This window comes from Paenibacillus sp. NFR01 (assembly GCF_900111565.1).
Classification (GTDB): domain Bacteria; phylum Bacillota; class Bacilli; order Paenibacillales; family Paenibacillaceae; genus Paenibacillus_AQ.
Genome location: NZ_FOIK01000001.1, coordinates 2319560 through 2332657, shown reverse-complemented (window position 1 = coordinate 2332657; position 13098 = coordinate 2319560). Strand labels below are relative to the sequence as shown.

At 56.2% G+C, this 13098-nt stretch carries 12 protein-coding genes; 9 read left to right on the top strand and 3 right to left on the bottom strand.

Annotated elements, in window-relative coordinates; genetic code table 11:
* Positions 1-115 precede the first annotated feature (115 nt).
* Complete coding sequence (locus BMW84_RS10765; protein ID WP_091067607.1) at positions 116-757, top strand: bifunctional 2-keto-4-hydroxyglutarate aldolase/2-keto-3-deoxy-6-phosphogluconate aldolase; 642 nt, start codon at positions 116-118, stop codon at positions 755-757.
* Between the two features lie 200 nt (positions 758-957).
* Positions 958-1827 (top strand): GNAT family N-acetyltransferase, encoded by an 870-nt coding sequence (locus BMW84_RS10760; RefSeq protein WP_091067606.1) that lies wholly within the window; start codon positions 958-960, stop codon positions 1825-1827.
* Positions 1828-1892: 65 nt separating this feature from the next.
* Here the strand turns inward: BMW84_RS10760 and BMW84_RS10755 are convergent, their stop codons facing one another.
* Together BMW84_RS10755 and BMW84_RS10750 are read right to left on the bottom strand one after the other, a co-directional pair.
* Positions 1893-2660 (bottom strand): ABC transporter ATP-binding protein, encoded by a 768-nt coding sequence (locus BMW84_RS10755; RefSeq protein WP_091067602.1) that lies wholly within the window; start codon positions 2658-2660, stop codon positions 1893-1895.
* Complete coding sequence (locus BMW84_RS10750; protein ID WP_254772918.1) at positions 2660-3766, bottom strand: FecCD family ABC transporter permease; 1107 nt, start codon at positions 3764-3766, stop codon at positions 2660-2662. Before BMW84_RS10750 ends, BMW84_RS10755 begins: the two co-directional genes overlap by 1 nt.
* Positions 3767-3931: 165 nt before the next feature.
* Here BMW84_RS10750 and BMW84_RS10745 point away from each other — a divergent pair, with 165 nt between their 5' ends.
* From BMW84_RS10745 to holA, 5 genes are all read left to right on the top strand, one after another.
* The gene (locus BMW84_RS10745; protein ID WP_091067597.1) at positions 3932-5032 is read left to right on the top strand and encodes an ABC transporter substrate-binding protein; all 1101 of its coding nucleotides are present in this window, start codon (positions 3932-3934) and stop codon (positions 5030-5032) included.
* A gap of 214 nt (positions 5033-5246) precedes the next feature.
* Positions 5247-6302, top strand: a complete 1056-nt coding sequence (locus BMW84_RS10740; RefSeq protein WP_091067594.1) for an LLM class flavin-dependent oxidoreductase — start codon at positions 5247-5249, stop codon at positions 6300-6302.
* Between the two features lie 353 nt (positions 6303-6655).
* A complete protein-coding gene (locus BMW84_RS10735) occupies positions 6656-7204 on the top strand; it encodes an RNA polymerase sigma factor (RefSeq protein WP_091067591.1) in 549 nt (182 codons plus the stop codon).
* Positions 7201-8385 carry an anti-sigma factor family protein gene (locus BMW84_RS10730; RefSeq protein ID WP_091067589.1) on the top strand — a complete coding sequence of 395 codons (1185 nt, stop codon included), beginning with the start codon at positions 7201-7203 and terminating at the stop codon, positions 8383-8385. Before BMW84_RS10735 ends, BMW84_RS10730 begins: the two co-directional genes overlap by 4 nt.
* Before the next feature lie 284 nt (positions 8386-8669).
* Complete coding sequence (gene holA, locus BMW84_RS10725; RefSeq protein WP_091067586.1) at positions 8670-9689, top strand: DNA polymerase III subunit delta; 1020 nt, start codon at positions 8670-8672, stop codon at positions 9687-9689.
* A gap of 181 nt (positions 9690-9870) precedes the next feature.
* On the opposite strand, the gene rpsT is transcribed toward holA, so the two are convergent.
* Complete coding sequence (gene rpsT, locus BMW84_RS10720) at positions 9871-10143, bottom strand: 30S ribosomal protein S20 (protein WP_091067583.1); 273 nt, start codon at positions 10141-10143, stop codon at positions 9871-9873.
* 174 nt (positions 10144-10317) lie between these two features.
* On the opposite strand from rpsT, the gene gpr reads away from it, so the two are divergent.
* Positions 10318-11328 (top strand): GPR endopeptidase, encoded by a 1011-nt coding sequence (gene gpr, locus BMW84_RS10715; protein WP_091067580.1) that lies wholly within the window; start codon positions 10318-10320, stop codon positions 11326-11328.
* Positions 11329-11667: 339 nt separating this feature from the next.
* Entirely contained in the window at positions 11668-13077 is a 1410-nt protein-coding gene (locus BMW84_RS10705) for a stage II sporulation protein P (RefSeq protein WP_091067575.1), read from the top strand.
* Positions 13078-13098: the final 21 nt, after the last annotated feature.

Here is a 13098-nt window from a genome sequence, read left to right as displayed (position 1 = left end):
GATGAATTTACTATCATTATAGATAAGAAAACGCTAATTATTGCAACTTTAATAAAAAAGTTTATCTAAAGGTTTTTGCCAATCGATTATCATCCCCAGAGAGGAAGTTACCCGAATGAAAAAGATTAAAGTGCTGCAAAACATGTCCACCGTCGGCGTCGTGGCCGTCATCCGTGCGGACCATGCCGACGATGCATACCGGATGTCCGTCGCCTGTATTGAAGGCGGGCTGACCAATATCGAGGTTACGTTTACGACGCCGGAAGCGGATGTCGCCATCAAGCGGCTGGTGGCTGATTATGGCAGCCGTGCGGTGATCGGGGCAGGAACGGTGCTTGATCCGCTGACGGCGCGAATCGCCATCCTGGCAGGCGCGGAATTCGTGGTCAGCCCTTCCTTTGAAGAAGAAACGGCCAAAATGTGCAATCTTTACGGCATTCCGTACATGCCCGGCTGCATGACCCTAAATGAAATGAAAGAAGCGCTCAAGCTCGGCGTTGATGTGCTGAAGCTTTTCCCCGGAAGCGCCTTCGGCCCCGATTACGTCAAAGCGGTCAAAGGCCCGATGCCGCATGTCAACATCATGCCTACCGGCGGCGTCGATTTGAACAACATGGAGAAATGGATCGCGGCGGGCTGCATTGCGGTCGGCATCGGCGGCAACCTGACCGCTCCGGCCAAAGAAGGCCGTTACGACAAGATCACCGAGCTGGCAGCGCAATATGTGGCGAAGTTCAAGGAGATCAAGGGTGCATAAATGTTCTCTGAATAGTCTCTATATATTAGAAGCGGGAGTTCTGAGCGAACTTCCGCTTTTTGCATGGACCGCCCAAGTTCGATCCGGCACCTGGACAGGTGTTCGGTGACAGCTTTGGCAGTGCTTTTTCTTGTATCCGCAAAAATTCCTTCATATAATGAATACCATTAGCCATCAATTAAAAAGGGCGTGAACTCAAAATGGTATCTTTCAAGCGGTTAAACGAATGCGTTCTGGATGAAGCGGTGGAGGCGTGGAACGAAGGGTTTGCGGGGTATTTTTTGGACATGACGATGTCGCCCGAGGCGTTTCTGAACCGTTTGACGCTGGAAGGGCTGTCGCCGGCCTTGTCTTTCGCGGCGTATGATGATGGCCGTCCGGCCGGAATTGTTTTGAATGGCATCCGGGAGATTCAGGGCATCCGGGTGGCGTGGAACGGCGGGACCGGCGTCGTACCGGAGTATCGGGGTAAGGGGATCAGCCGGGCGCTCATGGATCATGCTCTCCAGATATACCGTGAAGAGAGAGTGCAGTTGTCCACGCTGGAAGCACTCAGTCCAAATGAACGGGCCATCCGTTTATACAAGAGCAAAGGATATGATACGGTGGACCGCATTTTGTACATGGGTTATGATCAGGCTCTTCCGAAGCTTGACGGCGTTGAAACAGACGAGTATTTGTACCGGCACGGGACGCCGCAGGATATCAAAGCCTACGAGGCGCTTATGCCCTGGCAATCGCAATGGGCCAACTTCCGGCGGGACGGGGAGGCATTGCTGGTGCATGAAAAAGGACATGTCATCGCCTACGCGCTGTTTAAACGCACCTACGATGCGGATGGCGAGAATAACGGAATTTCCGTCGGCCAGGTTCGGATTTTAGAACAGAGGGCGGATCAGGAAAGACTTTTACGGTCCCTGTTGTCCAAAATACTGCAGCCCGAACGTGTTTCCTTTAAGCGGACCTTTCCGGTGCTTGCTTCCAACAGGGAGGTACTGCATAACCTGAAGGCCTTGGGCTTCGAGGAGAAGCTGTCCCAGGTGTGGATGTCCCTTGCGTTACAACCGTAAACGTCTGAATCCAGATAAAAGTGTACCCGCAGCCAGCCGGGATGGGTGGTGCGGGTACTTTTTTTCTATACCGTATCCAGATAAGCAATGCCCAGCGCGCCGGTCACGGGGTTACGGTAGGTTTCGCAGACGACGCCGAACACCTCGCCGATCAATTCCTTGGTCAACACCTCATCCGGGGCGCCGCCGGCAACGATGCGGCCCTGCTTCATGACATAGAGATAATCGCAGTATTCGGACGCCAGCGGGAGATCATGCAGCGCGGCCAGAATACCGATGCCCTGCTGCTTCACGATGTTCAGAATTTGCAGCTGATATTTGATATCCAGATGGTTGGTCGGCTCGTCCAGAATCATGAATTTCGGCTCCTGCGCCAGTACGCGGGCCAGAATGACACGTTGCTTCTCCCCGCCGGACAACGAATTATAGCTGCGCTGTGCATAATCCGTTAGATGAACCTTGTGCAGCGCAGCATCCACCAGCTCCCGGTCGGCACTGCTGTCGGTCTCGAGCAGCCCCTTATGCGGCGTTCTGCCCATCATGACCATTTCCCGGACCGTAAAATCAAAGCTCAGCTCATTGAACTGGCCGACGACGCCGAGCTTTTGCGCGACCTTGCGCGGGCTGGCCTTTACCACATCCAGCTCGGACAAGAATACTTCTCCATGCCGGGGTTTGACCACTTTGTAGATGCTTTTCAGCAGCGTGGATTTGCCGCAGCCGTTTGGGCCGATCAGGCCGACGAACTGCCCGCTCTCCACTTTCAGCGATACTTCCTTGACGATATCGGCGGCAGCCAAAGAGACGCTTAACCGTTCAACGTTTAAGTTCATCAGGATTTGCCTCCAAACGCATAGCCTTTTTTTATCAGCATGTACATGAACATCGGCGCCCCGATCAGGGCGGTAATAATTCCGATTGGAAGCTCGACGTTCGGAATGATCGTCCGGGCAATCACGTCCGTCCAGATCAGGAAAAACGCGCCCGAAAGCGCGGCCACAGGCACCAGCCTGCGGTGGTCGGAGCCGACCACGCCGCGGACCAGATGGGGAATGATGAGGCCGACAAAGCCGATCATGCCGCAGCTGGCAACCATGACGCCGGTAATCAGCGCGGTCAGAATCATATAGGCTCTGCGGTATGCGCTTAAATTAATGCCTAGAGTTACAGCGGCCTCGTCGCCTAGCAGCATCGTATTCAACACGCGCGACTGCAGCAGGAAAAAGAGGAGCGCGAGCGTAACGGCAACGGCGATGAGCGGCAGCTTGTCCCAGCTGGCGGCGGCGAGGCTGCCCATGGTCCAGAAGGTGACCGTCTTGATTCCTTCGGCATTATTGGCGAAATACACGATAAAGTTGGCAAAAGCAGTGCAAAGCGCGTTGATGACCATGCCGGCCAGCACCAGCTTAACCGAGGTCATCTTCCCGCCGGCACCGGCCAGCACCAGAACCAGCAGCGAGGCGCCGACCGCTCCCGCAAAGGCCCAGAAGGCGACCCCGGTCTGGCCTAGCAGCCCCATCGTGCCGAAGCCGACCAGGATGGCGAATGTAGCTCCAAGCGATGCGCCGGAGGAGATCCCCAGGATGTAGGGATCGGCCAGCGGGTTCTGCACGGCGGCCTGCATGATGGTTCCGCACAGCGTAAGGCCCGCGCCGACGAACATTGCGAGAATGACGCGCGGGAAACGGATTTTCCAGATAATATCAACGAAGGAGCCCTTGGTCAGCTCCTCTGTATTCCCTATGCTGATGCCTGTCATATGATGGAGCAGAATGCGGTAGGATTGCGAGACGGGAATATCGACCTGTCCGAATGAGACGGCAGCCCCGGCCGATAACAATACGAGAATCAACAGCCCGAAGACAATGGCGGAAAAACCGAATGAGCTATGGACGACGGACCGGTCAGCTCTGGCTTGCGGTAAGGAATTCACTTGCACTGCGGAACCAGCCTCCTTTGGAATGTGGCATATTTTTGAATATAAATCACATTGAGAATGATTGTCAATGAGAATTATTATCATTGACATGAGCCCCATTCATTGCTTATTCTTACGCTTGTACTCATCGAAACCAACGAAACATGGGAAAAGGGGCTAAGAACAATGAAAAATCGAATCAAACGATATGTGCCGCTGCTTGCGGTTTTGCTCATGGCAGTCCTGCTGGCGGCCTGCTCTTCGAACGCATCCGAACCGGCTGCAACCAATCAGGCTGCGGCGGATACCGCTTCCGGAAATTCGGAAAATAGCGCAGCAAACGGCAGCGCCAACGAGACGGCTGCACCGGCAGCTGAAGCAAAAACCGTCTATCCGTTAACCCTCGACAATTACACCAAAAACGGCGAAGGCGCGGAATGGCAGACGAAGACGCAGACGTTTGATAAAGCGCCCGAGAAGGTCGTCGCCAATACGCAGGGGGCCGCCGAACTGCTGATCAAGCTGGGCCTGACCGATAAAATCGTCGGCGTCGCCGCATTATACGGTCAAGGGGATCCGGCTGTAGCCGAGGAATTCAAGAAGCTTCCCGTCATTTCCAAGGACTATGCGAGCAAGGAGCTGGTGGTCGGAGCCAGTCCGGACCTCGTGATGGGACGCGGCGATCTGTTTGCGGACGCGGATTGGGGCAGCGGAACGGTCGACGGCCTGAACGAGCTGGGCATCAAGACCTTCGTGCAGAGCACCAGCGTCAAAGGCGCAACGCTGGACAGCTTGTATAAAGACATCGAGCAGCTGGGCCAAATTTTTGACGTACAGGAAAATGCGGCTGCATATACGGCTGAATTGAAAGACCGCGCGCAAAAGCTCAGAGACCAGGCCGCAGTGATCGGCGATAAGATCTTTGCTTATGTTTCGGACGGCGGCGACGGCGCGATCGCGACTTACAGCGGAAATACCGATACGTTTGCCGGAGACGTGCTTGGCCTGCTGGGCTTGAACAATGCTTTTGCTTCCGTCACCGGGGATATCAGCAAAGAGCAGCTCATTGCCACCAATCCGGATGTGCTGCTGCTGTCGGCTTATACCGGCGGACCGGATTCCGCGCAGACGCTGAAGGCATTTTATGCCGACCCTTCCCTGCAAAGCCTGGATGCGATTAAAAATAAAGCGATCTACGTCATCGATTTCAACCAGTTCTGGGGCTACAGCTATTCGATCTTTGACGGCGCCGAAAAGCTGGCAACGGAACTGGCAGCGAACAAGTAACCGTGAGAACCGGGCGCCGGTAAAATGATCAAGAGCAGACGGAAAGACGCACTGTGGCAGGATATGCCGCAATTGCGGGATACCGTCTGCTTTTTTCACCTGGAGAGACTGAGAGCAGTTTTTGAAAACTGAAAATTTATCTTTTGAAAGTTTAATTGAAACAATTTAAGATATATGGGTATGGATGAAAAAGAGACGACATGGAGGAATTACAGTGGAACTGGGGATTAGCAGCTTTGTCGAAACCACGCCGGATGTGGTTACCGGAGAGACAATGAGCCACGCGCAGAGGATGCGCGAGGTGGTGGAGGAAATCGTGCTCGCCGACCGGGTAGGGCTGGATGTATACGGGATCGGGGAACATCACCGGCCGGATTTTGCGGCTTCCTCGCCTGCCGTTATTATGGCCGCCGCGGCATCCCTGACCACAAACATCCGGCTGACCAGTGCGGTGATGATCCTGTCCTCCTCCGATCCAGTGCGTGTGTACCAGGATTTCGCCACGCTGGACGGCCTCTCGGACGGCCGGGCGGAAATTATGGTCGGCCGGGGCTCGTTTACGGAATCCTTTCCGCTGTTCGGATATGATTTGAAGGATTACGAGGAGATTTTTGCGGAGAAGCTGGATCTGCTCCTGCAAATCCGCGAGTCGGAGCGCATTACCTGGGAAGGTAAATACAGACCGGCGATCTCAGATCTGCCTGTCTATCCGCGCGCGGTGCAGCAGCCGCTACCTGTATGGATCGGCAGCGCCGGCAGCCCGGAATCCGCGGTCCGCGCCGGAGAGCTTGGCCTGCCTTTTGCCCTTGCGATCATCGGGGGCGTGTTGCCTTCGCAATTTGTACGGCATGTGCAGCTGTATAAAGAAGCTGCGGCCAAGGCGGGGTTTGACCCCGCGAAGCTGCCGGTCGCCTCGCATTCCCATGGGTTTATTGCGAAGGATACGAAGACGGCGCTCGAGAAATTTTTCCCGTCCACGTATGCCCGAACGAACTTCCGGGCGCAAGAGAAAGGCCTGCCACCATACAGCCGCGCGGATTACGATGCCGCCTGCAGCTTCGACGGCGCGCTGTATGTAGGCGATCCGGAGACGGTCGCGAATAAAATTATCTATCTCCGCAAGCAGATCGGCATCACCCGCTTCCTGCTGCATGTTCCGCACGGCACGATGCCGCATGACGAAGTCATGGAGGCCATCCGGCTGCTGGGCACCGAGGTCGCGCCGCGCGTGCGCGAGGAGATCACGCGCTGGGAAGCGGCGGAGGAGTAGGAGCGGGAGCTGTTACGTACACTAAGTAAACGAGCGTAGAGTAGGGTCCCCGGGGGGGACGTTGTGAATAAAGCGGAAGTTCCATGCGAGCTTCCGCTTTTTCATGTCATTTTTGTAACAAACTTAGAATAAACAGGATTTGAATGATAGAGCCTTCCCTAGTATGATTAATAAGGCTGAGTCGGCATACAGCACACCGGATTACATAGAAATCGGCTGTTGCCATCGAGGGGGAATCCCGCGGCGAACCAAACGGTTACAGGCAATATTTGGGGTAGAAAAATAATGATTACAGATTGCAACAATATCGCAGTCTTACCCGTCAGTAAGATTGCAAGAGAGGGGGAACCTTCGTGGTGGAGCAGGGACTCATCAGAGCCGCTCAAGCGGGCGATCGCGACGCTCTAATCACCCTATTGCGAGAAATTGAAGGACAGGTGTACAAGACGGCCTTCTACATTTTACGTAATGAACAGGACGCCTTGGACGCCTCACAGGAGGCGCTCATCAGAGTCTATACCAAAATTGGTTCCTACGAGGAAAAGGCCCAGTTCAAAACCTGGGTTCAGCGCATCGTGACCAATATTTGCATCGACAAGTTCCGGCGGACGAAGCCGACGGTTTCGATCGACGAACATGAGATGGTATTCAAAGATAAACAAAACGTGGAACGCGAAGTCATGTCCGGCTATTTGGCGGAGGACATTCGCGAAGCGATCGACCAGCTGCCTGAACAACAGCGCACGGTGGTTGTATTGCGTTATTTGCAAAATTTTTCGTACGGGGAAATAGCGGACAGCCTCGATTTGCCGCTGAACACGGTGAAATCCTATTTGTTCAGGGCAAGGCAGCAGCTGCAGACTAGACTTCAAGAGTACCGGAAAGGGGGTGTATCGGGATGAATTGCACGGAGGTGATGGAATGGATGCAGCGCGATATGGATCATGACTTAAGCCCGGACGAGAAAATCGAAATGTTCCGGCATCTGGACGACTGCGCTTCCTGCGCCGAGCTGTACGATCAGCTCACCATGCTGTCCTCTGAACTGGAGCAATTGCCCGAGGTCAAACCGCCGTTCAGTCTGGTGGACTCTATACTACCGAAGCTGGATGAACTGGACCGGTTAGCCGGGAAGCCGGGGGACGGGGGAGAACCTGCCCCGAATGTCGTTCCGATGACACGCGCAAACACAAAGAAACCAACCAAAGGATCCTGGGCCTCGACAGTAGCGGGACGGACGGGAATCGGAGCTGCCGCCGCTGCGGTGATCTTATTCTTTGCTTTCCTGAATATGCCCGATAAAATACCGAATGCCGACATGGATGTCGCCATGTTCAGCAGCCAAGATAACAATGCCGCCAATGATGCGGCGACTGCGGATTCCGGCGCTGCACCGGCCCAGGAATCATCGGCTGCAGATACCGGTGCGGCAGATAGCGGCCCAGAGATGAGATTCTCGACCGCTGCCACCGATCCGGCCGCGACCGCTGATGCCGGCGCTGCCGATAGCGCCCAAACGCCGCTTGCGGCGGCAGTGACGCCGGACCCGGCGACATCCGAAGGGCCCAAAGCTCCGATGATGAGCAAAAAAGCCGCTGCCGACGTTCCGGCAGCCAGCGCTGCGGCGACTGCCACTGCAGGTGCCGGTGGTAACGCCGCGGCCAATGCCGGGGGCAACGAAGCGCAGGATTATGCCGCCGACACGCGTTCCAGCGGCGACAGCGATATGGCTGCGGCGAGCGAAGCGGCGACGATGCAAGCGCCAGCCACGGACACACCGGGGGTGATGGGGATTTTGCCGACGCTGACCCAGCAGCATCCAAGCTTATGGACGACGCCGGATGGACGCCATGCCGCCGGACTTATCGGCCAGCAGCTCGTGATCTACAGCCTGGAGTCCAAGACAACCGAGGATGGGCGCAAGGCGATGACATCGCTGCCCTTTAAAGGCACCTGGGTTTCCGGCGAGTGGTCGGCGGACAGCCGGCAGTTCACTTACGTGACGGATCAGGACGGCACGCAGGTAACGGAGGTATACACCCTTCCGGCCGATGCTTCACTGGCGCCGTCTCCTACTCCGTAAGCTTATGCTGCGCCGATGCAATTAATTGCCGGCCGGTGGAACATTTTCCGGCTTGGCGAATATACTGAAGCAAGAGGACAGGAACGTAACACTCTCCAACACATCGGTATGACCGGCGGACGGAAAGTTTCTAGGGCTTCTCCCTCCGTCGTTTATATAGATGCGCTGCCGAAACGGAGCAGCTTTGGCCTTCATGCCGAAGCTGCTCCGTTTTTGTGCGGGTATAGGTTTGGCGTCTGATTTTTGTTACACTATAACGAGATGAAACGAAAGGAAGTGACGGGATGGATGCCAAAGCGGCAGCCAAGGACATCAAGCAGGGCAAAATCTCCCCGCTGTATGTGCTCTACGGCAGCGAAACCTTCCGGATGAACGAATTTGCGGCAATGCTGGAGGCGAATCTGATTCCCAAAGAAGACCGCGATTTCGCGGTCGTCCCGTTTGATTTGTCGGAAACGCCGGTGCAGGCCGTCGTCGAGGAGGCGGAGACCGTTCCGTTCATGGCGGAGCGCAAATTACTGCTCGTGCAGGACTACAACGTGTTCATGGCGGGGAAAGATAACGGTAAAGTCGAGCACCGGCTTGAGGTGCTGAGCGAATATATGTCGGCTCCGGCCGACTTCAGCGTCATCGTGTTCATGGTACATAACGACAAACTGGATGAGCGCAAAAAAATCGTCAAGGCGGCTAAAACCGCCGGCACCGTATTGGCTTTTAATCCCCTGGGCGCGGAAGAACTGCTGCGTTGGGTGGAAAAAGGCTTCCGCGACCGCGGCTGTACCGTGGCGCCGGGCACGCCGGAAGCGCTGGTGGCCAGCGCGGGTACGGGGCTGCAGACGCTGACGGCAGAGATCGACAAGCTCAGCCTGTTCGCCGGGTCGGGCGGGACCGTCACGCCGGCCGCCGTGGACAGCCTGGTGCACCGCGGAACGGAGCAGAATGTATTTAATCTGGTGGAGGATATCGCCAATCTGCGGCTGGATAAGGCGCTGAATACGCTCTACGAGCTGCTGAAGCAGCGCGAGGAGCCGATCAAGATTGCGGCGCTGATCGCCCGCCAGTTCCGGATTATCCTGCAGGTGAAGGAGCTGTCAGCCCAGAGTTATGCGCAGGGGCAAATTGCCTCCCAGCTGGGCCTGCATCCCTATGCGGTCAAGCTGGCCGGCGAACAGTCCCGCCGGTTCGAGACCGGAAGGCTGCGGGAGATACTAAGCGCCCTCGCGGATCTTGATTACCGCATGAAGACCGGTGCCGTGGATAAAGTGCTGGGGCTGGAGATGTTTATGCTGCGGCTGGGCGCTTAACGGCTCAAGAGCCTGAAACCATAAAACCCCCGCTCCTTCTGCAAGCTTGCAGGAGAAGCGGGGGTTTTATTTTTCCAGGAAATGACCTCCGAATAAATGGGCACAAAAAAACCTGAGCCGTTTGCTGCGCAATGCTCAGGTTCTTCAATGCTCAATATGGATGATCGCGTCCGGCAAGGGATTAGCCTTGAGCCTTCAGAGCGTTCAATTTCTTCGCCAAGCGGGATTTTTTGCGGGCAGCCGCATTTTTATGAACCAGACCTTTAGTAGCGGCCTTGTCCAGCTTCTTCGAAGCAGCTTGGAAAGCAGCTTGAGCAGTTTCAACTTCCGTACCAGCCAGTGCTACATCAGCAGCTTTAACAGCTGTACGAAGCGCGGATTTTTGGGAAGCGTTCAGGGCACGGCGTTTTTCGCTAGTAGCAACGCGTTTCACCGCGGATTTGATATTTGGCATAACATTCACCTCCTGAAAGACATTCGAGATCATTCACATGATTCACAACTTAAAATAGTTTAGCACGGCTCCCTCCAAATTGCAACTATAAAAGCTTTAGAGAATGTCTTTTGCATAATCCCCGCCCATCTCCCGCAAACTATCCGTAAAATTGTAAAGGAGGCTGGTTCAGCCATGCAACCGGATCTTCAGCTGTACTCGGTTCGAACGGATTTGGCGGTGGAAGCGAAGGAGCTTGCCCAGGGTCCGCAAAAAACGCCTATTCCCGGCGTTGACGAAGTCGTGGAGGAAGCGAACGGGATTAAAGTTACCCGTCTTAGCGTTACAAATGACGCCGGGTCGCAAAGAATCGGCCGGGCCATCGGCAATTATGTGACGCTTGAGGTTCCCGGCCTGCGCAACGGCGATTCGGGTCTTCAGCAGCAGGTGACAGAGGTCTTCGCCAAGGAATTTGAAGCCTTTATGTCCCGCATCGGCATCCATCAAAATTCTTCCGCGCTCATCGTTGGTTTAGGCAACTGGAATGTCACCCCCGACTCCCTGGGGCCGCTGGTCGTGGAGAACGCGCTGGTGACGCGGCAGTTTTTCGAGCTTGTTCCCGACCAGGTCTCCCCCGGTTACCGCAATGTCAGCGCCGTCGCTCCGGGCGTGCTGGGCCTCACGGGCATTGAATCGAGCGAAGTCGTGCAAGGCATCGTCGACCGCACCAAACCGGATCTGATTATCGCCATCGACGCCCTCGCCTCCCGCTCGCTCGAACGGGTGAACACAACGATTCAAATCGCAGATATCGGCATTCATCCCGGCTCCGGCATCGGCAACAAACGGCGCGGGTTGACCAAAGAAATTCTCGGCATCCCCTGCATCGCTATAGGTGTGCCTACGGTCTGCTATGCCTCCACGATCGTCAACAACGTGCTGGAGATGATGAAAAATCACTTCGGCCAGGTAGCCGGCGGCCAGGCGCATGCGAAGGAAATCATGGGTATGCTCGACCAGATCTCCGAGCAGGAACGGCTGTCACTGGTCAAAGAAGTGCTCGAACCGCTCGGCCATGACCTAATCGTGACACCGAAGGAAATCGACGAGTTCATTGAAGAGATCGCGAACATCGTGGCCAGCGGCCTGAACGCCGCGCTGCATGAGGCAGTCGATCCGGGGAATGTCGGGGCGTATACGCATTAACGGCTGACGGATGCAGCCCCCTCCCCTTCTTGCGCATTCAGCCTGATGCTCCCTTTTACCGGGAATTTGCGGGAGTTCCCTCTAATGATCTTTAGCGGGAGGCGGGTTAAACAAATAGCGGGATTTATCCCGCTATTTGTTATGCGCTGAGACCAGGCAATATCGTTGCGATTCATCCCCGCCCCCTCCCCTAATGTAAATATGAGCGCCTCTTATTGCATTTTATCGTCTATCGATTTTTCGTCATTCTATTTCTCTCATTTTGGTTCTACCTCCCTCTATCCGCTCATAGAGTTGAAATATAAGAGATTACGAGAGCTAGAGGAGGACTACACGATCATGAACAGAAAATGGTTTCGGCTGTGGAACATCGGACGGGCGCGCGGAAAGCTCCTTGATGTTCTGGCGCTGGGGAGAACGCTGCTGGTGCTGGCCGGCGGTTCGCTGGTCTTTTTTATGCTGCTGGGGGCCGGTGGTATCGCTGGACAGAAACTCAATTCATCGCCGGCTCCTTCCATGAAAGGACTCGCGGCATCGCTGTCCAGCGGGTTCTTCATGGAGCTGCTTGGCATGGAGCTGCCGCATTTGCCCAAAGGTGAACAGCCATCCTCCTTCTCGGGTCAAAAGGTTACGTCGTTCGTATTTCGCCTGCTGACGAGCGTCGATCCGGGCGATCCCAAAACGCTGCTGTCCCGCGAGGTGCCCGGCCTCGCCGCGGACGACCCGTTCCTCGTGCGCTCCGGCTCCGGCGGCGGCACGGACAGCGCGCCCGCGGATTACCATCCGGGCGCAAGTGAAACCGCCGCGGGCACAGACAAGCCCGCGGACAGCGGCGCCGCGCCGGGTGGCGGCGCGGCGGACCCCGGCCAGGCGGCTGGCGGCCTGGCCGAAGGCGGCGAGCCGGCCGGCGGTACGCAGGCCGATGCGCCGCAGGGCACGGCCGCCCCGGATGCCGGGGGCGGCGGGGATTCCGGCGCCGGAGAAGCGCCGGGCAAGAGCAGCGGCACCGGGACGGGCGCCGCTGATGGTGGCGGCAGCACCGCCGAGCCGGGCGGTGCCGCCGGGGACAAAGATACGTCGGTGAAACGTATCTTAATCTATCACTCGCATCCGCGGGAGGCGTATAATCCGCTGCTCGGCGTGCAAAGCGACAATCCCAGCTCCGCCGATCCCGGCAAAAACGTCATGCTGGTCGGCTCCTACGTCAGCAAACGGCTGGAGCAGCTAGGCATTGGGACCGTCCATGCCGAGGAAGATTACGCGACGAAGGAAACTGATTACAACTGGAATTTTTCCTATAAATATTCCCGCATCACGGTGAAGGCGGCAATGGCGGCCCATGAGGGAATGACCGAGCTGATCGACATTCACCGCGACTCGCAGCGGCACGGGAAAACGACCGCCGTCATTGACGGGAAAAGCTATGCACAGGTGTATTTAATCCTCGGCTATGCGAATAAAAATTGGAAGAAAAACGAAGCGTTCGCCAATCAGATCCATAACGAGCTGGAGAAACATTATCCGGGGCTGTCTCGCGGCATCTGGGGTAAAGCGTCCGGAAACGGCAATAATGGGGAATATAACCAGACGCTTTCGCCGAACAGCGTGCTGATTGAGGTTGGCGGCATCGACAATACGGAAGAAGAGCTGAAGCGGACCGCGGAAGTGCTGGCCGATGCCATCGCCGAAGTGTACTGGAACAGCCATGATGCGGAAAAAGCGGACGCGTCAGCGTCAGGCGCCAACTAAACGGGAGTCCGGTGCGGCCGG